Raw genomic sequence first — 22255 nt, 5'->3', positions numbered from 1 at the left:
TCCCTCCCTCACCACCACCTCTCCCCCCCCCCTCCCCCCCCCTTCCCCCCCCCCCCCCCCCCCCCCCCCCCCCCCCCCCGGCCCCGCGCCCGGGGTGAGCCGCCCACCCGGGCGGGTGGGCGGCCTCCCGTCGGTGGCTCAGAGCAGGGCGGGCAGGATCACCCCCAGCGCGTGCGGGACGGTGAACGCCTCGCGCGTGGCGTCCGGGTTCGGGGTGTCGCGGTCGGGGTAGGTCTGGACCTGGAAGGTCGCCATCCCGTGGTGGGCCTCGACGAGCACCCGCAGCCGCCGCCTGGTCCAAGGTCACGTCGTACTTCGCCGTGACGGCGGCCGCGACCGGCGAGGCCGCGACCGTCAGGGCAGCGGTGACGCGGTCCTTCTTCGTGGCGGTGCGCTTGGCGATCTGCGCCGCCGAGAGCCCGAGCAGCGCCAGCTGCTGGTAGGCCGCGACCCGGTCCCGGTCGCTCACCCCACGGCGGTGGTCGTTCTCGGCCATCTGCTCGATGATCCGGCGCGCCTCGTCGGTGTCGCCGTCCACGACGTACGCGGGGATCGTCGCCCGGCCGACCTCCACCGCCGCGAGGGTGCGCCGCTGCCCGGCCCGCACGTGCAGCCCGTCCGCCTGGGCCTGCACCAGGACCGGGGTCAGCACCCCGAGGGTCTTGATCGACGCGAGGAACTGCGGGTCCAGGTCCGCATCGGTGCGCACGTTCGCCTCCAACAGCAGCGACCGGGGGTCCACCTCGACGAGCCGCGCCCCCTCCGGCGCGGGAGCGAGCGGGGCCGCCTCATCGGTCTCGACCTCAGCAGTGGTAACAGTGGCATTCATGGTGTGGGTCTCCTTGCGGGTGGTGGTCTGGCCTGCCTGGTTGGCTGGCCGGTGAGCGCCCGTGTTCTTCGGGCCTCACCGGCAGGCGCGAGGTAGCACGCCCGGCAGAGGCTCACGGCAAGGCCGTCCCGCCCGGCCCCACTCCCCCACGGCTTGGTCCTGGGTGCGGAGCACCGTCCCCGACCACCCCGCCGACGCCGGGCGGGACGGCCTTGTCGTGAGGGACGGTCGTGCTACCGGCCACCGCAAGCCGCCGGCCCAACCCCGCCACCGGTACGGCCGACCGCGCATGCGAGCTCGCGCGCCCGCAGGGCGCACCGCCCGGTGTCAGGCAGGGCGGCTCGATGCCGTCAACGGAGCTTTAGCGCGCAGGGTAGAGCGGCACGACTCCATGCGCGCGAGCGCCCTGGACGTCGTCGTCGACCTTCGGCGAAGTCACCCGCCGGACGTGCAGGAAGCCCTGCGCTCCGGACCTACCCTCGGCTCATGCCGCACCGCCCGCACGTCGCCGCAGCTGCACTCGTCCTCGGAGTCGGCCTCGTCGCTGCATCCGTAGTTCCCGCCACTGCGGTGACCGCGCAGGTCGCCGTGACCGTGCTCGGCGAGGGTGGCTGGTTCGGGCACCGGACGGTGCTGGATACCACGTGGCAGGTGCGGGCCGAGGCCCACGCCGCGGATGGACGCGACGCTCTGATCTTGAACACCCCGGACTCGGTCGTGGTGGTGCGCGCGCCGCTCAGCAGCCCTCGGCTCTTTGCGGGACAGCACTACGCTCCGACCCACTACCCCGACCGCGTGTCGGGATGGCCAGACCCCGAAGCGAGCCTGACCGTTTCCTCGCACCGCACGAGCTGCCCTCGTTGGCAGGTTGGTTCGTTCGACGTGCTCGCGCTCACGCGTGACGCCGCGGGCGTTCTGGCGAGCCTCGCCTTGGACTACGAACTGACGTGCACCGGTGACCCGGCGCCAGTCCGCGGGTCGGTGCGCTGGAACAGCGATGTCCCCTTCCAGCACACGAGCTCGACGTCGTTCGAGCCGGCACCTGTCGTGGCGGGTGAGACGGCGCGCGGCACGGTGACGCTGACGAACAACGGCAGTGGACCCCAGACATACGGCCCGGTGACCTGGGAGGGCTCGAGCGACCGTCCGGTCGTCGTCGAGCGCGACGGGTGCGCCGGGGTCACGCTCACGCCCGGCGGCACCTGCGCGATCGACGTCAGTGCGCACCCCGCTGCGGACCACCCAGTCCAGGGCGTGCTCCGCACGTCCGACGGCACGGCTCGCGGCGCCGCGTACGCGCAAGTCGACGTCCGCGTGGAGAAGCTCACGGCACCCGAGCTCGACGCCACCCCCCGGCGTGGCGGGGTCGAGCTCAGTCTCGTGACCTCCCCGCGTCCCCTCGCGTATCGCGTCCTGCGTAGCGACGACGGCGGCCCCGAGGCCGAGAGGGCCACCGGCGTCACGCTGCCGTGGACCGACACCGACGTCGACGAGGGCGCGGTCTACAGCTACCGAGTCGTGGCTGTCGCGGGCGAGGGTCAGAGCCCGCCCTCAAACGAGGTGACGACGGGCCCCCTGCCCGTGCCGCAGGGCGCCGAGGGCACCTTCGTCCCGGTGCAGCCGGCACGCGTGCTCGACACCCGGATCGGCACGGGCGCGCGACGCGGCCCGGTCGGTCCCGATGGGTCGATCCGCTTCGACCCCGCGGCGTCCGGGGCCATCCCCGCGACCGGCGTCCAAGCCGTCGTCCTCAACGTCACCGGCACCGAGCCCACCGCGGCGACGCACGTGCGCGTCTGGCCGGCCGGAGACCCGCTCCCCGACACGTCGTCGGTGAATCTCGTCCCCGGGCAGAGCCGCCCGAACTCCGTCGTGGTTCCGCTCGGCGATGACGGCCAGGTCGCTCTGCACAACAACTCGGGCAGTACCCACCTCATCGTGGACGTTCAGGGCTACTACTCCGATGTCGACGGCGTGCACGGCAGCGGGTACCACCCCAGGGTCCCGATGCGGTACCTCGACACCCGGCTCGACGTCGGCACAGAGACGAAGCTTGCGCCCGGCCAGGAGATGTCGGTGTGGGTTCCCGTCACTGTCTCGCCGTGGACCGACATGTCGGCGGTCGACGTGAACATCACCGTCACCGAGCCGACCGCCGCGGGACACATCGTCGCCTGGCCCGGGGACGGCTCCGCCCCGGGCGTCTCAAACGTGAACTTTACGGCCGGGCAGACCATCGCCAATCACAGCGTCGTGCCCGTCAAGCTGCACAGGACGAGCAGCGACTGGTGGGCCGGGTACGTTCCGAGGTTCGTCGTGCGGAACAACAGCACCGGATGGACCGAAGTCATCGTCGACGTCCAGGGCTGGTACGACGACGGCACCCAGCCCGACGCCCTGCGGTACGCACCCGTCGAGACTGCCCGGGTCACCGACACCCGCAGGAGCGGGGAACGCGTGAAGGTCGACGAAGTCCTCGAGGTTCCGGGTGACGTCCTCCCGCCAGCCCGCGCTCACGTGATCAACCTGACCGCGACGCAGTCGACCGGCCCTGGCCACCTCACCGCCTGGGACGGACAGAACTCACGCCCGTGGACATCCTCCGTGAACTACCTCGCCGGTGAGGACGCACCCAACTCCACGACCGTTCTCGCCGGCCCTGATGGACAGATGGCCGTGTCAGCCCGCAGCGCAAGCGCTCACGTGATCGTCGACTACGTCGGGTTCTTCTACTGAGCCCAAAGGGTGGTGTCGACCGAGGTCGCGCGGAATGAGGGAGCGCAGCGACCGCCGCGCGACCTCGTGGCGCCGGCCGGCGGCGCAGCCGCGTGCAGCCCAGGGCGCGCGGGCGATGATGGAGCGGCGGGAGGGGGCAAACACCCGCGCGCAGCGCGGCACAGCGCACCGCGCAGCGGGGCTCCGACAGCGCGAGCGCAGCTCGGGCCGCAGTGCACCCCACTCCCCCACCGCTCGAGGTGACGCGAGCGGCTAGGAGCCTCTCGGGCGACTCGCCACGAGACACACGCTCGGCGGCAGGCGCGAACTCGCGTTGAGCGGGCTGATGTAGGTCTGGAGTATGCGCAAGTCCGCGCGGCCCCCGTTGCCGGTGACCGCGCGGACGGAGCGCGTAGCGGAGGAGGTCAGACCCAGCGCTGGTCGGTGCTGTTGACGTTGCAGGTGGCGAGGACGAGCTTGGCGTCGGCTGCCTGGGCGCGCATGCAGAGGTGTCGGCTCTGGAGGGTCCAGGCGCCCCAGCTCTTGAAGGTGATGGAGCTGTCGGGGTTCTTGAACACTTCCCAGCGCTGATAGTCGCCGTTGTTGCAACCCCGGACCCACACGACGCCTCCGGCGTTGGCGGCGTTGCTGTCGAGGCATGCGTTGGTCTCGACGTTGCGCAGCTTGACGATGCGGTGGTTCGAGGGGCTCATCTTGATGTAGTCGACGTACCAGTTGTCGGTGGCGGTGCTGGGCGCGCAGCGACTCGTGACGGCCTCGACCGGGTTGCGCACGGAGTTGGGCCAGATGCAGGTGCCGTAGCGCGAGCTCTTGTAGAACTCCCCCGCCTCAGCGCTTGCTGGGGCGGCGGCCGCCATGAGACCGGCGGTGAGCAGCGCAAAGGCCGCCACGACGGTGATGGCACGTCGTGTGACGGCCTTCGGGTTGGGCATGTAGGCAGACGGGTACACGGCAGTCCTTTCGGTCGTGCAACGAGGCCCGGCACCGGGGCGTGAGGCAAGCCCGGCCGGCGCGGGACGAAGGAGCGGGTACCCGTGAGCGAACGTAGCGGGGTCACCTACTGGGTCGTAAGTGCTCGGGCGCACTCGTGAGCATGGCTGCCCCGACGGGCACCGCGAGCTGCAACGCATTGGATCCGCAACCACGGGAACCGCCGTCGCGGACATGCCAGCGCTGCGTCGGATCGACCGGGACCCCGGCCAAGGCAGATGTCGGGGTCCCGGTCGGTGCCTAAGACCGCGTCAGCCCCAGTACGCGACCCCGCAGCCAGGACCACGAGGCAGGCCCGGGCATCGCATCTTTTATACCGCGATCGGTGCCCATTGACCCCTCTGACCATGAGCCGACTAACACAAGGCTTGTATTGCTTGTTTTCCTTGTATTACTTGTATTACTTGCAAGTCTTGCGGCTTGGCGAGTGGACCGACCAACCAGCGGGCAGGGCGTGTAACACTTACAAGCAACACAAGCATTGCTTGTCATACAAGCCTTGAGGAGAGCGATGACGGTCACTGCCGTAGTGGCGAACAACAAGGGGGGCGTAGGGAAAAGCACGGTGACGGTGCAGCTCGCCGCCGCGCTCGCTCGAGCGGGGCGGCGGGTCCTAGTCGTCGACATGGACCCGCAGGCGAACGCCACGAGGCGGCTGGGGATCACCTGGGATCCGGAGGAGCCGTTCGCGACGATGTCCGAGGTCTTGAAGGCTGAGGCTGCCGGGGCAGGGGAGGGCGCGGTGCTGGGCTGCGCCTGGACGACCGCGGAGGCTGAGCACATAGACGTGCTCCCGTCGCGGTTCGACCTGATCAACCGCGAGAGCGAGGCGGGGGTCGTCGGCGCGACGTTCCGGCTGAAGAAGGCGCTGGCTGGGTGGACCGGGGAGTACGACGTCGTCCTCATTGACACCCGGCCAGATCTTGGGCATCTCGTCCAGATGGCGATGGCGGCTGCCGACACGGTCCTCATCGTGGCGGCGCCGGAGTACGACGCTGTCGAGGCGGCGGTGCGCGTGCGCGACTTCGTGGTGCGGCACGCAGCAGACCTCGCGAACCCCGGCTTGAGCGTCGGGGGAGTGCTGGTGACGATGCGCCGCCCGACCGCGGAGCACCTGTTCCAGCTCGAAGGGTTGGCTGAGACGTTCGGGGACGTGGTGTGGGATCTGCGGACGACTCGTCCTTTGCTCGACGGCTCAGACGTCGAGGTCACGCCGTCCCATGTGCCAGCGTGGTCGAGGTTCGCTGAGGCTGACAGTGCTGCAGCGTCGCTCGCGGCGTGGACCGATACGCGGGGTCGTGAGACGACCGCGATCTTCGATGTGCTTGGTGCGCGGTTCGCTGACCGCTTCTTGAAGACGGCCTAGGGGAGGACTGGTCATGGCTGCACCCGTACGTCGCCGTCCCGGCGCTGGTAGCCCGTTGGCTGTGGAGGTCGAGCCGGTGCGCACGCCGGCCACGGTGCCGGACCCGCCGGCGGCGCCGGCGGTCGAGAAGGCACCGCTCGCCGACGCGCCAACCCCGGATGGCCCGACGCCGGCGGGAGAGTCGCCTAGGGCCGCGACCCCCGTGAAGCGTCCTCGTCGCGTGTCGTCCGCTGCGTCGCCGATGACTCTCGAGCCGTCCAGTGAGCCCGACCCCAAGTCGGCGGTCACCGTTCAGCTTCGGACTTCTCTGCGGCAACGGGCGCAGACGGCGGTGCTGCAGACCGCTGGCCGTCCAGGTGGGCATCGCTCCTTCGCGGCCCTGATTGACGAGGCGCTCGAGCGTGAGTTGGCGCGTCTGGCGACGGAGTTCAACGACGGGGAGCCCTTCGAGCGGAACGCGGGTCAGTTCCGGACTGGGCGGCCGTTCGGAAGTTAGCTTCGTGGCCTGCAAGGGGGAGCACCCTGGGTACAGCGGCAGTTCGGTCTGAAGGCGGCGCTCGGCGCTCCGTCCCGGTCGACGTTGGTTGCCGCAGCCTTCGCCATGCGAGCCATCAACCGGGGTTCCGACGGACAAGTACGTCAACGCGCACGACCGATTCCTGAACTACCTGGGCGTGCGCACGGGAGTGCTGCGCACCCGATCGCTGCCCTGAGCGTCGTCGCACCCTTCGCGACGGCGCTCGTCACGGCCCTCGTCCCCACGGAACCGACCCGCACCTGGGGGGCGTCAGACCCCGTCATGGCAGTGCCACGGTCGCTGCGGAGGTCCCGGCTGCGGCTGTTGCGGTGTTGGAGCCGACGGTACCGGCCTGTCCTTGCTTGATGAGACGGAAGAGGAACTTCCCGGGTCGGGAGGGGTCCTCTTCCACTATGCGGGTGATGACGAAGCCGGATGCGCGCACGGTCATCCCGATGGACCCGGTGCGGTTGTCCAGGAACGCCCAGAGCTGACGGATCGTCTGTCTGCCGGGTCCACGGGAGACGACCGCGCGTGGCGAGCTGTGCTCGTCGTCAGACGGCATGAGGGAGGCGAGCAGGAGCCCGCCGTGGTCGCCCAGGCCGGTGCCGGTGAAGCAGCCGTCCTCCTCGAGGAGCTCGACCTGTTCTTCGTACTCGATCTCGTCGAGGGAGTTGATGGAGCGCCCATCCGAACTCCAGCGCATCTGGGCGAGCATCCCGACGTTCGCCTCGTCGACCGGACCCTGCAGCCGGGTGCTCATGTCTTGCATGATCGCCGCGACCGCGAAGCCAGCGCTGCGACCGACGGGCAAGACACCGAGCGTCGCGGTCAGCGCGAGCGGGGTTCCGGCGCGGGGGAGTGTCTGCCGGTCTCCGGCGACCGCGATCGAAGTGGTCGCGTCCGTGATCAGGATGGAGGGCGCGCCGTCGAGGGTGACGGTGCCTCCCCGTCCTTGGCCGGCCGCGGCGACAGCGATCGGGCCCATCGACGGGTTCCAGCCGGTGACCTGGACGGGAACGTCCACGACGCCCCCGTCCGGGAGCCGGTCCGGCATGGGGACCGGTGTGTTGGGTGCCCGGACCGGGCCGAACTCGACGCGCGGTGTGGGGGGCACCGGCAGTGGAGGTGGAGGCGGGTCGTCCGGCCGCGGTCGCGGTCCCGGGCGGGGCTCCTCCCCGTCGTCCGGGACAGGCGTCGGGGTCGGCACCTCGATCGGTAGGGGAACGGGCCGGTCGATAGTGCCCCGCAGCAGCGAGACGATGAACAGCACGATCGCCACGATCACCGCCGCGATCAGCAGGAGCTCCCCGACGGTCAGCGCCGCGATGGCGGCCGCGATCGCCTCGAGCGCGGCGATGATCGACGGCAGCGCGATCGGCAGAGTCCCCACGGCGGCGGCGGCCGTCTCGGCCGGCGCAAGCGAAGGCAGGAAGGCCCCGGTCACCGAGGACAGGCGGGCGAGCTGACCGTTCAGGCTCGCCAGCTCACCCGGGGTGAGCACGACGCCCTGCGCAGGCAGGCTGCCCTGCAGCCCGGACAGCTCGGCCAGCAGGCGTTGCCGCTGAGCCTCCGCCGCCTGCGCCCCGAGACCGCCGCCGGCGGCCTCACCCCCGCCGCTCGGGCCGCCTTGGTCCGGCGTGACCGTGTCGAGGACCGTGTCGGCGACATCGGACACGACTTCCGTCGCGCCGGCCGCGACGTCGCCGACCGCCTCCCCGACGTCGCTGAAGGCCTCGCCCACAGTCTCGGCGACCTGGGAGGAGAGGTCACCGACCGTGTCGGCGACCTCCGAGGCCGCGTCTCCGACGGCAGTCAGGACGCTGTCGAAGAAGCCCCCGCCCGACTCATCGTCGTCACGCTGCACCGCGACCCCAGGCGCGCACGCGGCGGCCCGGCCACGCGCCAGGTGCGCGCCGACCGCGGAGTTGCCCGCGAGCCGCTGCAGCATGAGCACACCCGCGGGCCCGAGCGGCGGCCCGGGCTGCCGGCGGACACCCCCGGGACCTGGCCCACCCGGCTCGGCGCCGTGGCGTGTCCAGCCTCCGTCGTGAGTGCGTGCACCGGTCCAGGGTGGGATCGCCCAACGCACCGGTTCAACGACAAAGCGGATCTCTGCCCTCGCAGCCGACCGTGAGTGTCCGCTCGGGTGACCGAGCGGGCACCCAGAATCGCCCCCGTGGACCTGCCAGTCAGGCGGTGCGGGCGATCAGGTGACCGACAGTCCAGGTGACGTCCTCCGCGTCGTCGGGGGGCCACCACAGGTCCTCGACGACGCCGGCAGCGGGTTCGCGCTGCTCGGGGTCGTGCCGAGCGAGGTAGGCCCGCCAGAGTTGGCGGTCGCGGGCGTAGCGGCGCAGCTGGGCAGTGACGGCGTCGAGGGTGCCGAGGAGCTCGGCGACGGCGCGCAGTCGTTCGGGGTGGGCGGTCAGGCCGGTGGGGGAGCGCTCGAGCAGCCCGTGCGCGGCCAGGACGTCGACGGCACGGGTGACGGTGTCGCGGTGCAGCCCGGTGGCGGGCACGAGGGTCCTGACGCTGTGGGCGCGGCCGGCTTCGACGGCCTCGAAGACGAACGCCGCGGCGTGCCCGAGCTCACGGAACGCCGGCCGCAGCGCGTAGGCATGCCCGCGATCCCACCGCAGGTCAGCGGCGGTACCGGCGAGGTCGGTCGGGATGGTCAGGGCGTACAGGTCGGCCCGTTCCCCACGGGCGGGCTCAATCAGGTCGATCCACCCGCCGGGCTCGTCGGCCAGGCGGCGCAGCACGGCCGCGACGGAGGAGTACTCGGTGCCGGTGGCCACCGCCAGGGACCGGGTCCCGAACGCGACGTAGCGGGAGCCGGTCTTGTGGGCAGCTTCCCCGAGGGCTCGCAGGATGAACCGGGCGAGGTGGTTGCGGCGTCCGGGGAGGCGGTGCAACTCGAACGCGCGGAGCAAGGTGCGCCAGGTGCGGATGTGGTCGTGATCGTCCTGCGTCTCACCGAGGGGGGAGCCCCCCGCTAGTGATTCTGAGGGGCTTGTGTGTGATCTACCGGTAGGGCTCTGCGCGCCCTCGCCTGCGGCTCGCTGCGAGGTGAGGAAGCTGCGGGCCTTGGCCCAGTCGCTGGCGAGGGAGGTGTGCCGGCGGGTGGGGGCGTACTTGGCGTACAGGGCCGCCAGTCCCGGCCAGCGCCCGTCGGCGACTCGGGCGGCGACGTCGGCGAGCTCCCAGCGGGCGGCCACGGCCGCGGTGATGACGCCCTGGCGGGCCTCGGACGCCGAGGCGTACCCGTAGCCCTGCCACTGCCCGGTCTCGGCGATGTGCCGCACCCGCGCCCCGATCGCCCGCCGCGCCCCCGTGGGCGCCTCGTCGACGTCCGGGCGCGCCGCGGCGACGCCGGCGGCCCCGTCCGGGTCGGTGGGGGAGAGGGTGGCGTGCCAGGCGGCGATCTCCGCGGCGAGGTCGGTGCGGATCGCCTCGAGGACCTCGGGGGCGTTCGGGCGGCGCAGCACGTCGTACGCGGCCGTCAGCGACATGGTCAGCGTCTGGTGGCCGCCGGACTTGTGCGCCGAGCCCGGGGGGCGGATGCACCCGGTCTTCAGCGACCGGTGCGGGCCAGCGTCCAGGGTGGGGTGTGAGGCGGCCAGGGCTTCGACGATCTCCCGGGCGGTCTCGTACGGCACGCGCTCGCGCAGCGGGACGTAGATGTGGATCCCGCCGCTGGGGGAGCGGTCGGTCACCACGCGCGCCCCGCGCGCGGTCAGCCAGGCGATCAGGCGGGCGGCGTCGGCCTCGACCGCGTTCGCGCCGCCGCGGGAGGCGTCCAGGTCCAGGCACAGCGCCGCGCAGCACCCGTCCGGCCCGTACACCCGCACCGCGGCCGGTGCCTTGGGCAGCGCGAGGGTCAGGGGCCGCTCGTCGCGGCTGCGGTACTCCAACCGGCCCCGCGAGCTCACGACCCCGATCCGCATCCGCGGGGTACCCGCGATCCCGGCCGCGCACGCCGACCACATCGCGTGCGGGGTCGCCAACGACGGGCGTTCACCCGGCGTGTCGCTCGGACGCGGGTGTGCGGAATCGATCGCGCGGGTTATCGTGTTCTCCAAGCGCTAGACACACCGAAGGGTGCGTCGACTGGAGTCCTTCACCTGGGGCCGGCAAGCATCAGGGTGAGGAACTCTTGGGATTGGGCCCGCCCCCTCCGGGGGGCGGGCCTTCGCTTTGTCTCCAGCTATGCGGACCTCTGGAGCTGTCCACCGCCCTTCACGATCGGCAGCTCGCCCTGCCCGGCCGCAGCGGGCCGGGGCGCGAGTTCAGGCATGCCCTCGTGTTCAGCGAGGACCGCCGCGACGTAGTCGGTGTACGACATGCCAGCCGCTGCAGCCTTCGCGCGGATGGCATCACCAACGGGGCGTGCGACACGCGTGATGAACTGGTCGCGATCCCCCTTGTGGATGCGCCCGGGGCGCCCTGGTCCAGCCATGGGCCCATCCAACACCGACGCGAATCAGATTTTGGGCAAGTTGCTCCGCGTGTCGCGGCTCTTCCTGGACGGCTGCTCATCGCGGTGACTCCTCGGTCAGCGGCTCGACGAGGAGCTCGAGGTCGCCGAGCAGGAGGGTCGCCTCGTGGGGGAGAACGAGCGAGGCGCCTGCGCGCAGAGGCCGACGGGTGCCGTGGAGGCGGATGGCGGTGCCGTTTGTGGAGTCGCGGTCGGTGACCGTGACTGAGCCGCGGTCGTCGATGTCGAGTCGGGCGTGGGTCTTGCTGACCTGGCGTCCGGTGTCATGGACGGCGAACAGGGTTTGGATGCTCTCGCCTTCGGCGGGCTGCGGGTTGCGACCGATCAGCGCTGAGCGCGTGGGCTCGCTGGTCCGCCCGTCACGGGTGCGCAGCCGGAACATGCGGTCTGATGCCTGCTCGGCGGGGGAGTGGTGTGTATCGGCGGCGGTGACGTGGCCGTCGGGGTGGACGATCAGCGGCCACGTCCCGTCGGGGTCGTGCGCGGTGACGCGGACGGGCCGGCCCAGGGCGATCGCGGCACGCAGCGTGACCATGCCGAGCGCGGCTTGCCGGGCGGCGGGGATGTCGGCTCGGGCGGGGATGGGGTGGGAGATCCCTTGGATGGTGACTTCGCCGCTGGCGTCGGGGTGGATGGTGACGGTGACGCGGGGGAAGTCGGGGACGCCTGTCATCGGATGTGCACTCCGACGGCGGCGAGGTAGGCCTCGGGGGCGGTGTGCTCGCCGTTGAGGTAGACCTCGAAGTGCAGGTGGCAGGTGGTGGAGGTGCCGTCGGACCCGACGCGGGCGATGTTCTGCCCGCCGGTGACGCGGTCACCGACGTCGACGAGGATCCCGTTGGCGTACATGTGGGCGTAGCGGGTGCGCAGCCCGCCGCCGTGGTCGATCTCGATGACGTGCCCGTACCCGGACGCCTCGCCGGCGCGGGTGATGACGCCGTCGTTGGCGGCCCAGATGGGCCCGTCGCACCCGCCGCCGTCGAGGTCGATGCCGGCGTGCAGGCGCCACTCGTGGTGGATGGGGTGGAACCGCATCCCGTAGTCGCTGGTCTGCGGCCCGGCGGAGGGCTGGGCCCACCCGTTGGGGTTGACCTCCCCGGGCACCCCGGGAGTGCCGGCGCAGACGTTGCCGCCGTTGCCCGGGGTCAGGCCCGTGGGGGAGCCGGTGACGGCTTCGACGATCTGCACCGCCCTGTCCCAGTACTTCTCGTAGTGGTACGGATCGGAGTTCCGCTGGGTGCGGTGGGCCACGATCGTCGGGGCGAGAGACTCGCGGTTCTCGATGCGCATCATCGCGCGGAAGAAGTTCGTCGAGGAGATGTAGGGGTCCATGCGGTCCTCGTAGCTGCCCCACGCGCCGTTGGCGCGCTGCTGGAACAGCCCGCGGCTGTCCGGGCCGGCGGTGTCGCCGTAGTCGATGACCCGCAGGCTCGACTCACCCATCGCGGTCATCACCCCGATGGTCTGGTCCCGCACCCCCAGCCCGAGGTCGGCCCCGGCGCGCAGGACGTAGGCGGCGTTGACCAGCTGCTCCCCGCTGTACCCGGCCACCGACCCCTGCGGGACCGTGGCTGGGTCGACCACCACGGTCGGCCCGCCGGTGGGGTTGCAGGTGCTGGCCTGGGCGGCGGTGCCGAGCAGCAGGAACGTCAGTGCCCCACCGATCACCGTCAGCGGGATCAGGCCCACGGCGATCACGGGCCCGAGCTTGGGGTTCGCCACGCTCAGCCCAGGCCCTCGGGCGGGGTGATCCGCTCCACCAACCATCCCTGGCCCGCGCTGGCCCGGGACAGGACCACGGTGTAGGGGCCGACGTCGGTGGGGACCTGTACCCCGGCGACCGACGCGCTGGCCTCGTCGACCAGGACCGCGGGGCCGGTGACGGCGCGGGCGGGGACGTTCGCGGGGTCGACGTACTGGTAGTCCATCTGCGCCTGCACGCTCAGCGCCGGGGCGAGTTCGGCCCACCACTGCTCGTACGGCAGGCCCGGGCGCGCGAACGCCGCCACCGCCCCGGTCGCGGCCGCCACCGCCGCAACGCGTGAGGCCTCGTCCCACACCGGGTCCGGCTCACCCGGTGGAACGGGGGACCCGTCGTGGTACTCCACGGTCCCCGGCGGTACCTCCATCGGCGTCGGGGTCGGCGCGCCGCTCGAGCTCGCGCTGCTCGTCGGCGGCGCCGACGTCGCACCTGGCGTGCCGTCCTGGCCGGCGGGAGCGCTGGTGGCGCACCCGGCCAGGAGCACCCCGACGCCCAGTGCCGCGACCCATGTCCTGCTCACCTGCGTCCCCTGCCCTCTCACCTCAGTCGCCCGCCGGCCCCTCCGGGTCCTCGCCGTCCTCGGGCGGGTCGTCGACGGGGCGGTTGCGGTTGGCGATGAGGTGGTCCTTCACCTCGTCGCGCACGATCACCCACGCCTGCCGGCCCGCCTCACCGCCCCCGACCTTGTACCCGGGCACGTACCCCCGCTGCAGCCACCGGTAGGCCGTCTGCGTCGTCACGCCCAGCACCTGCCCGAGCTGCTCAACGGTCAAATGCGTCGGAAGTGGGGCGAACAGATCATCTAGCCTGCTCATGCGACCCCACCACCGACCGCTGCGATGAGACACTACAAGCAACTAGGCGACTATGGGACAGTAGGGGTGGCATCAGGGGCGTCCAAAGGTGTCGGGGGCGTGCGGTACATCTTGGGCCAGCAACAGGGGGCAGGTCATGAGCGAGTCAAACCCGTGGCTGTCCGTGCGCACCGTCGCCACGGACGCCGGCCCCGCCGTACCCATCACCGACCCGCGTGACGCGGTCGCCGCGACCGGCCCCACGGCTCCGCAGTCGGGCATCGCGGTGCCGGATCTGGTTGACCAGCTCCCGTTCCGGGACCACGGCACGACCGCGGACCTGTGGTGGGTCGGGGTGCACGGCGGGGCGGGGGAGTCCACGCTCGGGCGCCTGGTCCCGGGGTGGAACGCCGCCGGGCATGCCTGGCCGCGCACGAACCCGTCCTACTCCATGACCCGCGTCGTGCTCGTCGCCCGCTCCCACACCGCCGGCCTGCAGGCCGCCCAGAAGGCCGCGACCCAGTGGGCCGCCGGGGCCGTCCCGCTCACCGAGCTCCTCGGCCTGGTCATCGTCGCTGACGCCCCCGGACGCCTCCCGCGCCCCCTGCGCGACCTGGCCGCCCTCGTCTCCGGCGGGGTGCCCCGGACCTGGCACCTGCCCTGGGTCGAGTCCTGGCGCCTCGGAGAAGACCCGCACCTGGAGTCCTCCCCGCGCGAGGTCCGCCACCTCGCCCGCGACCTCACCGCACTGCTCCCACCCCACGGCTCCGCCACCGGCGCGAACCGCTAACGAGAGGACCCTCCATGGGCATCCTGTCCACCGTCACCCTCGCCACCGCGCAGGTGATCACCGCCATCCCCGACCCCGACGCCGTCCAGCCCCCCGGCACCCAGGGCCTGACCGACATCCTCAGCTGGGCCAAGTGGATCGCCCTGGCCGTCTGCATCGCCGGGCTCATCGCCGCCGGCGCGATGATGTCGATCAACTCCCGCCGCGGAGAGGGCGGGGAGCACGCTGGACGCATCGGCATGGCCCTCGGCGGCGTCGTCGTCATCAGCGGCGCCTTCTCCATGGTCAGCTTCCTGGCCACCTGAGCGGAACCGACCGATGTCGACCAACGACACCGAGCCCAGCCCCTGGACCCGACCCTCCTTCATTACCGCCGCCATCGTCGTGGCGATCGTCGTGATGCTCGGTGCCGCCCTGGCCATCCGCGCTCTCAGCAAGGACGACGCGAACGCCGCGCCTCCCGAGCCCACAGCGTCCGCGTCCGCGGAACCCAGCCCGACCGCCGATGACGGCACAGCGGGTACCGACGCGAGCATCTGCGGGCTTGACGGCGTGGAGACCACCGGCACGGTCACGATGGCACCGGCCGCGGAGTGGGCCTTCCAGGGCACGACCGCGTACCCGACCTCGCCGGAGTTCGGCCCTGCCGCGACGACGACCGAAGGTATTCGCCACTGCTTCCAGCAGTCTCCGGAGGGGGCTCTGTTCGCGGCCGCAAACGCACTCGTCCAGGCCACCGATCCGACTCACTCGGCAGCATGGGCTGGCTACTTCGTCTCGTCTGGGCCGCAGCGCGACAGCATCCTGAGCGAGGCTGGCCAGCCCTCGTCCGACTCCGACGTGCGCATGAACATCGCCGGTTTCCGCATGCTGGCCTTCGACGGAGACGCCGCGACAGTCGATGTAGCGGTCCGGGGCTCCTCAGACGGCACCGCGATCGTGGGCTCGTTCGTCTACGAACTCGTGTGGGAGGCGGGCGACTGGAAGCTCGATGCCTCCACTCAGACGCCCTTCAAGTTCGCCGCGATCCCTGATCTCGCAGGCTACGTGGCCTGGGGGGCCTGACCGATGGCCTGCGGGTGGCTCACTCCAACCGACTGCGTCGGCGATGCCGTCGAGTCGGTTGCGAACGACGCGATCGAGAACATGGCCAAGGCGGTGATCGAGGCGGTCGGTCGCGCTGTGGCGTCGCTGGGCACGGTGTGGGTCAACATCGGCACCCCGAACCTGACGAGCACGGGCGGATGGTCATCGGTCGCAGCAGGCTCGAGCGCGGGGAACGCCGGCAACATCACAACGGTCCTCGGCTACATCACCTGGATCTCGCTGGCGATCGCGCTCATCGCGCTATTCATCCTGGGTGGGTTGATCGCGACACGGATGCGGTCGGGTGAGGGCATCGCAGCGGTCGGGCGCATCGGCCTGGTCCTGACGGCCGTGGTCCTGGTGTCGGCGGCGAGCTCCCTGGTGGGCGCGCTGCTGCCGGATCGCCCCCAGCGGGTGGCCGGCACGGTGGCGTTCTTGCAGTCGTCCCTGTGGTGGTACATGGGCGCCGCGGCGGTGCTGTCGGTGATCATCGGCGGCTTGCGGATGGCGTGGGAGCAGCGCGCCGAACCCGGCCGCGACCTGCTGCGCAGCCTGGTCACCCTGGTGGTGGTCGCGGGCGCCGGGGTGGGGATCATCAACCTGCTCGTCGCCGCGGCGGACTCCTTCGCGGTGTGGATCCTGGATAACTCCCTGGAGTGCGACTTCACCGCGGGCGGTGCGTGCTTCGGGGAGAACATCGTCCGGCTGCTGAAGATGCCGGCCGACGTCGGCGCCGGTGCCGGGCTCGGCCCGCTGCTGCTGATCATCCTCGGGCTGCTGGCGATCATGGCGTCCGTCACGCAGGTCCTGCTGATGGTGGCCCGGGCCGGGATGCTCGTGATCCTTACGGGGATCTTGCCGCTGGCGGCGGCGGCTACGAACACCGAGATGGGCCGGACCTGGTTCCGCAAGGCCGTGGCCTGGTTGGTGGCGTTCATCCTCTACAAGCCCGCGGCCGCGATCGTCTACGCCGCGGCGTTCCAGCTCGCCGGCACCGACCTGTTCACCGACGACGGGTCCGGGCTGCTGTCGGTGCTGACCGGGCTGATGCTCATGGTGATCGCCCTGTTCGCGATGCCGGCGCTGATGCGGTTCGTGACCCCGATGGTCGGGGCGATGGCCTCCGGGTCCGGCGGCGCCGCGATGGGCGCCGCGGCGCTGGCTGCGCTGCCCACCGGCGCCGCTGCAGCGGGGCGCCTGGGTTCGGGCGGTGGGACCGATGCCTCGAGCGGATCGGGGCAGCCGGGCGCGACCGGGAACCCGGGCACCGCGGGTCCGACGTCCAACCCGCCAGGGTCGACCTCGGGCGGCCAGTCCCCGACGACCCCGACCGGACAGACCACCGCCAGCAATGCCCCGGCGAAGACCGGGACGTCGAGCGCCGGCACTAGCACGGGCGCGGCTGCCCCGAGCACCGCCGGCGCCGGAGCGGGCGCGGCCGGCGCAGGTGCTGGTGCTGGTGCCGCGGGTAGTGCTACTGCGGCGGGTGCGGCGGCGGGGCCTGTCGGGATCGCGGCGGGTGTGGCGTTGGACGCAGCGAAGGCAGGCGGGCAGGCGGCCGCGGGCGCCGCCCGCGCGCTGGGGGAGCACAGCACCGGTGAAGGGGAGGGGCCCAGTGGCAGCCGTTGACGAGGTCCGCGCACCGCGCACGTACGGGAACTGGCGCCGCCCCACCTCACCGGGCCTGCTCGGCCTGGGATCGGTGGGGACCGCGATCCTGCTCGGTGGGCTGATCTTCGTGGTGATCACCGTGATGATCGCCGGGCTCCTGCGCGGCCTGGTCGTGGGCGCCGCGCTGGGCCTGGTCCTGCTGTTCCTGCTGAGCAAGGACCGCCACGGGCGCAGCCTCCTGGCCCGTGCGGCGACCCGGGTGGGGTGGGCGGTGAACCGCAACCGCGGCTCCCACCTGTACCGGTCGGGCCCGCTCGGGCGGGCCCTGTGGGGCACCTTCCAGCTCCCCGGCCTCGCGGCGCCGTCGAGGCTGAGTGAGCACACCGACTCCTACGGGCGGGCGTTCGCGCTGTTGCATGTCCCCGCGACCGGGCACTACAGCCTGGTCATCGGCACCGAACCCGACGGGGCGGCGCTGGTGGACCGGGAGCAGATCGACGCCTGGGTCGCCGACTGGGGCCACTGGCTGGCCACCCTGGCCGACGAGCCGTCCCTGGAAGCGGCGTCGGTGACGATCGAGACCGCCCCGGACTCCGGGTCCCGGCTGCGCCGGGAGGTCGAGATGAACATCGACCCGAACGCCCCCGCGTTCGCCCGGCAGATGCTCGCCGAGGTCGTCGAGCGCTACCCCGTCGGATCCTCCACGGTGAAGGCCTACGTCGCCCTGACCTTCACCGCCGCCCCCCGCACCGGCGGCAAGAAGCGCACCCCGGGGGAGATGGGCCGCGAGCTGGCCTCCCGGGTCCCGGGCCTGACCGGGAGCCTGCAGGCCACCGGCGCCGGCGCCGCGCACCCCCTGTCCGCCCAGGAGCTGTGCGAGGTCATCCGGGTCGCCTGCGACCCGGCCGCCGCGGCCCTGATCGACGAGGCCCACGCCGCCGGGCAGACCCCCGAGCTCACCTGGCCCGAGGTCGGCCCGAGCGCGCACGAGACGACGTGGGAGGCCTACCGGCACGACTCGGCGGTCTCGATGACGTGGTCGATGACCTCGGCCCCGCACGGCACCGTCCAGTCCGGGGTCCTGGCCCGCCTGCTCGCCCCGCACCGGGACATCGCCCGCAAGCGCGTCACCCTGCTCTACCGCCCGATCGACCCCGCCCGCGCAGCGGCGATCGTCGAGGCGGACCTGCGCGCCGCGGAGTTCCGGCAGACCTCCACCGCCAAGCCCTCGGCGCGCAACATCATCGCCGTCCGTGCGGCGGCCGCCACAGCAAGTGAGGAAGCCTCGGGGGCGGGGCTGGTGAACTTCGGGCTGCTGGTCACCGCCAGCGTCCTGGACCCAGCGGGCGCCGCGGACGCCCGGGCGGCGATCGCGAACCTCGCCGCCACCGCCCGGTTGCGGTTGCGGCCGGTGTACGGGGCGCAGGACTCCGCGTTCACCGCGGCCCTGCCCCTCGGCCTGGTCCTGCCCCGGCACCTGAAGGTGCCCGCCGAGCTGCGGGACAAGCTGTGAGCCCCCGCAAGAAGAACGCTGCGCTGACAGCTGCGGAGGAGAGGGCGCCGCGGGTGCTGCGCCCGTCGATGCGCGGGTGGCTGGGGCGCGGGCGCGGGGAGGCGTTCATGGTCCAGGCCGCCGATGAGTGGCGGGGCACCACGGTGCAGGTGTGCGGGCTGTGGCCCTACGCGATCGGCACCGGCACCCCGATGATCGGCGCCCCCATCGGCCGGCACACCCACACCGGCGCGACCGTGTGCTGCGACCCGATCTCCTGGTTCCAGCGCGCCCAGCTCATCTCCAACCCCTCGGCCTTCGTCCTGTCCAACCCGGGCCTGGGGAAGTCGACCCTGGTGCGGCGCATGGCCACCGGCCTGGCCGGGTACGGGGTCATGCCCCTCGTGCTGGGCGACCTCAAACCGGACTACGTGGACCTGATCGAGGCCCTCGGCGGGCAGGTCATCACCCTCGGGCGCGGACGCGGGTACCTCAACGTCCTGGACCCCGGCGAAGCCACTCAGGCTGCTGAGCGCCTCACCGGCACCGCCCGCGCCCAGGTCCTGGCCGACGCGCACGGGCGCCGGCACACGATGGTCGCCGCCCTGATCACGATCATGCGCGGCAACCCACCCGGCGACCGCGAAGAGACCATCCTCGACCGGGCCCTGAAGGTCCTCGACGACCGGCACACCGGTGTCCCGGTCCTGGCCGACCTGCTCCAGGTCATCCGCGACGCACCCCCCGAGCTGCGCGCCGTCGCCCTCGACCGCGGATCCGACGCCCGCTACGGAGACATCACCGAGAACCTCGAGGCCTCCCTCATCGGCCTCGTCGGCGGAGGCAGGTTGGGGGAGACGTTCTCCCAGCACACCACCAACCCGATGCGCCGGGACCGGCCCGTGGTCTACGACGTGTCCGCGATCGACGACAACGAAGCCGACCTGCAGGCCGCCACCCTGCTCGCGTGCTGGTCCGCCGGGTTCGGGACCGTCACCGTCGCCAACGCCCTCGCCGACGCCGGCCTCGAGCCGCGCCGGCACTACTTCGTCATCCTCGACGAGCTCTGGCGCGCGCTGCGCGCCGGCAAGGGCATGGTCGACCGCGTCGACGCCCTCACCCGCCTGAACCGCCAGCGCGGGGTCGGCATGGCGATGGTCTCCCACACCATGTCCGACCTCCTCGCCCTGCCCACGGAGGAGGATCGGATGAAGGCGCGCGGGTTCGTCGAACGCTCCGGCATGGTCATCACCGGCGGGCTGCCCCCGGCGGAGATGCCGAAGCTGAACTCCGCGGTGCCGTTCTCCCGTGCCGAGCAGGATCTGCTCACCTCCTGGGCGGACCCGCCCGCCTGGGACGCCGCCACCGGCCGGGAGACCGAACCCCCCGGGCGCGGGCGGTTCCTGATCAAGGTCGGCGGGCGCCCCGGGATCCCGGTCAAGGTCGAGCTCACCCCCGCCGAGGCCTCGATCAACGACACCAACAAGCGCTGGCACACCCAGTCCCGCGTCGGCACCGACCCAGTCGGGCTCGACACGGACACTCGGCCCACGCCCCGCGTGCAGGCGGCCGCCCGATGAGCTCGACGTCCAAGAACCGCGGCAGCGGCCCCGAGCCCGAGACCGCGCTGCTGCTCGGCGCGCTCGGTGCGCTGGCGGGGGTGGCGGGGTTGCTGTGGGTGGCCGTGCACGTCGGTGCCCGCATCGACGGAACCACGGTGACCGGGGACCCGTTCGAAGTCGCGTTCGCCGTCGTCGGCGGGGACCAGCCCTGGCCGAAGTCCGTGACCTGGGTGCTCGCCGGGCTGTTGCTCCTTGCCGCGGTGGCCGGCGTCGCAGCATACCGGGTGTGGCGATCCACCCGGCGGGCGCGGTCGCGGGTGGACGGGGCCGCGGTGCACATGGGCCGCGGCCGCGACATCGACGCCCTGTCCCTGGCCACGGTCACCGCGACCAACACCCGCCTCGGCGGCCCGGCCGCGTCGCCCGGGCTGCCGGTCGCGCGGACGGTGGCGGGTGGGCGGACGTTGTTCGCGTCGTGGGAGGACGTCGCGGTCGACATCTGGGGCCCGCGCACCGGCAAGACGACCTCGAGGGCCATCCCCACGATCCTCGCCGCCCCAGGCGCGGTCCTGGTGACCTCGAACAAGCGCGACGTCGTCGACGCCACCCGCGACCCCCGCGCCGCTGCCGCGGGGGAGGAGCCGTGGGTGTTCGACCCCCAGGGCATCGTCGACGAACCCGCCACCTGGTGGTGGAACCCGCTCACGTACGTGGTGGACGAGGTCAAGGCCGCGATGCTGGCCGACCTGTTCGCCACCGCCTCCCGCGACCCGGGCGCCCGCACCGACGCCTACTTCGACAACGCCGCCACGGACCTCCTCGCCGGCCTCCTCCTGGCCGCCGCGAGGGACAACCGGCCGATCACCGACGTGTACCTGTGGCTGACGGACTCGACCAACGACGAGCCCGTCGAGATCCTGCGCGCCCACGACTACCCCCTCACCGCCGCCGCGGTCGCGGGGGTCATTCATGCTCCGGAGAAGCAGCGCGGCGGGGTCTACGGCACCGCCCAGCAGATCGCCTCGTTCCTCACCAACCGGCAGGTCGCTACCTGGGTCACCCCCACCGGCGGACCGCACCGCCGCGAGTTCGTCCCCGCGGAGTTCGTGCGCTCGTCCGGGACGCTGTACTCCCTGTCCAAGGAAGGCCGCGGCTCCGCCGGCCCCCTCGTCACCGCCCTGACCGTCGCCGTTGCCGAGGCCGCCGAGGAGCACGCGAAAACCCAGCCCGGTGGGCGCCTGGCGGTGCCGATGGTCGCGGTGCTCGATGAGGCGGCGAATGTGTGCCGGTGGCGCGAGCTCCCCAACCTCTACAGCCACTACGGGTCCCGCGGGATCTGCGTGCTGACGATCCTGCAGTCCTGGTCCCAAGGCGTCGAGGTCTGGGGCCGGGACGGGATGCGCAAGCTCTGGTCCGCCGCCACCGTCAAGGTCTACGGCGGCGGAGTCACCGAGGTCGAGTTCCTCTCCGAGCTGTCCCAGCTCATCGGGGAGTACGAACGCCCCACCACCTCCACCTCCACGTCCAAGCAGGGCCGATCCACCTCACGGCAGACCACCCGCGACCGGGTCCTGGACGTCGCCGACCTCGGCGCCCTCCCGAAGGGCCGCGCCATCGTCCTGGCCTCCGGCTCCCGACCCACCCTCGTACGCACCACCCCCTGGATGACCGGACCGCACGCCGCCGCGGTCAACGCCTCGATCCTGGCCCACGACCCCGCCAGCGCCCGCACCCTGGCCGAGGCCGCGACCGAGGTCGAGCGCGTCACGCACCTCGAGGACACGGTGGCCCGGTGAGCGCGCTGGGGGAGTGGGACGACGACATCGACCACCACGCCGACGTCGACACAGGGGACGGGCCGGGGTTGTTCTACCCGGACGTCGCCACGTTCGTCGCGGACTTCCTGCTGCCCATGTACACCCGCTCTTCGCGCACCTGGTGCCCGCAGTGGTGGCGCCACGCCGAAGGCATCTACCGCCTCGAAGCCCTCTGGCGCGCCTGGGAACACCTGCGCCTGGACCCCGCCACCGGCGCCTCGATCTGGCTGCGCGACCACGCCGACCCCCACATGACCGTCCTCCTCAGTCCCGACGGACCGTTCAAGGGCTGCACACCGGACACCGGCCACCGGGCCCGCAACCGCCCGCTCCCTTCCGAGCCACCACCGGCTGGCCTGTTTGCCTGATCATCGCGGGGGGTGCGAGCCAGCGCTTCACGGA

Annotated in this window: 17 protein-coding genes; 10 read left to right on the top strand and 7 right to left on the bottom strand. The window is 72.3% G+C overall.

Annotated elements, in window-relative coordinates:
• The first annotated feature begins 1315 nt into the window (after positions 1–1315).
• Positions 1316–3565 (top strand): hypothetical protein, encoded by a 2250-nt coding sequence (locus ACWFNE_RS20430; RefSeq protein WP_452124259.1) that lies wholly within the window; start codon positions 1316–1318, stop codon positions 3563–3565.
• Between the two features lie 404 nt (positions 3566–3969).
• On the opposite strand, the gene ACWFNE_RS20425 is transcribed toward ACWFNE_RS20430, so the two are convergent.
• Positions 3970–4497 (bottom strand): ricin-type beta-trefoil lectin domain protein, encoded by a 528-nt coding sequence (locus ACWFNE_RS20425; RefSeq protein WP_452124258.1) that lies wholly within the window; start codon positions 4495–4497, stop codon positions 3970–3972.
• 569 nt (positions 4498–5066) lie between these two features.
• Here ACWFNE_RS20425 and ACWFNE_RS20420 point away from each other — a divergent pair.
• Positions 5067–5921 (top strand): ParA family protein, encoded by an 855-nt coding sequence (locus ACWFNE_RS20420; RefSeq protein ID WP_452124257.1) that lies wholly within the window; start codon positions 5067–5069, stop codon positions 5919–5921.
• 797 nt (positions 5922–6718) lie between these two features.
• On the opposite strand, the gene ACWFNE_RS20415 is transcribed toward ACWFNE_RS20420, so the two are convergent.
• The 6 genes from ACWFNE_RS20415 to ACWFNE_RS20390 form a co-directional block, all read right to left on the bottom strand.
• Positions 6719–8389, bottom strand: a complete 1671-nt coding sequence (locus ACWFNE_RS20415) for a hypothetical protein (protein WP_452124256.1) — start codon at positions 8387–8389, stop codon at positions 6719–6721.
• A 241-nt stretch (positions 8390–8630) separates the two neighbouring features.
• A complete protein-coding gene (locus ACWFNE_RS20410) occupies positions 8631–10448 on the bottom strand; it encodes a MarR family transcriptional regulator (protein ID WP_452124255.1) in 1818 nt (605 codons plus the stop codon).
• Positions 10449–10976: 528 nt separating this feature from the next.
• Positions 10977–11612, bottom strand: coding sequence for an FHA domain-containing protein (locus ACWFNE_RS20405; RefSeq protein WP_452124254.1), 636 nt, complete (start codon positions 11610–11612; stop codon positions 10977–10979).
• A complete protein-coding gene (locus tag ACWFNE_RS20400) occupies positions 11609–12661 on the bottom strand; it encodes a M23 family metallopeptidase (RefSeq protein ID WP_452124253.1) in 1053 nt (350 codons plus the stop codon). Before ACWFNE_RS20400 ends, ACWFNE_RS20405 begins: the two co-directional genes overlap by 4 nt.
• A gap of 2 nt (positions 12662–12663) precedes the next feature.
• Positions 12664–13221: a hypothetical protein gene (locus ACWFNE_RS20395; RefSeq protein WP_452124252.1), complete on the bottom strand. Its 558-nt coding sequence runs from the start codon at positions 13219–13221 to the stop codon at positions 12664–12666.
• Between the two features lie 22 nt (positions 13222–13243).
• Positions 13244–13516, bottom strand: coding sequence for a helix-turn-helix domain-containing protein (locus ACWFNE_RS20390; RefSeq protein WP_452124251.1), 273 nt, complete (start codon positions 13514–13516; stop codon positions 13244–13246).
• A gap of 136 nt (positions 13517–13652) precedes the next feature.
• Between ACWFNE_RS20390 and ACWFNE_RS20385 the strand changes: the two genes are divergently transcribed.
• The 8 genes from ACWFNE_RS20385 to ACWFNE_RS20350 all read left to right on the top strand — a co-directional run bounded on the left by ACWFNE_RS20385 (position 13653) and on the right by ACWFNE_RS20350 (position 22221).
• Entirely contained in the window at positions 13653–14285 is a 633-nt protein-coding gene (locus tag ACWFNE_RS20385; protein ID WP_452124250.1) for a DUF6668 family protein, read from the top strand.
• Between the two features lie 14 nt (positions 14286–14299).
• Entirely contained in the window at positions 14300–14590 is a 291-nt protein-coding gene (locus tag ACWFNE_RS20380) for a hypothetical protein (RefSeq protein WP_452124249.1), read from the top strand.
• Between the two features lie 13 nt (positions 14591–14603).
• A complete protein-coding gene (locus ACWFNE_RS20375) occupies positions 14604–15350 on the top strand; it encodes a hypothetical protein (protein ID WP_452124248.1) in 747 nt (248 codons plus the stop codon).
• 81 nt (positions 15351–15431) lie between these two features.
• Positions 15432–17000, top strand: a complete 1569-nt coding sequence (locus tag ACWFNE_RS20370; RefSeq protein WP_452124247.1) for a hypothetical protein — start codon at positions 15432–15434, stop codon at positions 16998–17000.
• On the top strand, positions 16987–18495 hold the full coding sequence (locus tag ACWFNE_RS20365) for an SCO6880 family protein (RefSeq protein WP_452124246.1): 1509 nt from the start codon (positions 16987–16989) through the stop codon (positions 18493–18495). Before ACWFNE_RS20370 ends, ACWFNE_RS20365 begins: the two co-directional genes overlap by 14 nt.
• 68 nt (positions 18496–18563) lie before the next feature.
• Positions 18564–20054 carry an ATP/GTP-binding protein gene (locus ACWFNE_RS20360; protein WP_452124260.1) on the top strand — a complete coding sequence of 497 codons (1491 nt, stop codon included), beginning with the start codon at positions 18564–18566 and terminating at the stop codon, positions 20052–20054.
• Positions 20051–21832 (top strand): type IV secretory system conjugative DNA transfer family protein, encoded by a 1782-nt coding sequence (locus tag ACWFNE_RS20355; protein ID WP_452124245.1) that lies wholly within the window; start codon positions 20051–20053, stop codon positions 21830–21832. The genes ACWFNE_RS20360 and ACWFNE_RS20355 overlap by 4 nt, the downstream gene beginning before the upstream one ends.
• Positions 21829–22221: a DUF4913 domain-containing protein gene (locus ACWFNE_RS20350; RefSeq protein ID WP_452124244.1), complete on the top strand. Its 393-nt coding sequence runs from the start codon at positions 21829–21831 to the stop codon at positions 22219–22221. Before ACWFNE_RS20355 ends, ACWFNE_RS20350 begins: the two co-directional genes overlap by 4 nt.
• The last annotated feature ends 34 nt before the right edge of the window (positions 22222–22255 follow it).

The organism is Cellulomonas sp. NPDC055163 (genome assembly GCF_053607065.1).
The sequence above is the reverse complement of the archived record's forward strand: the minus strand, read 5'-3'. Positions and strand labels throughout refer to the sequence as shown.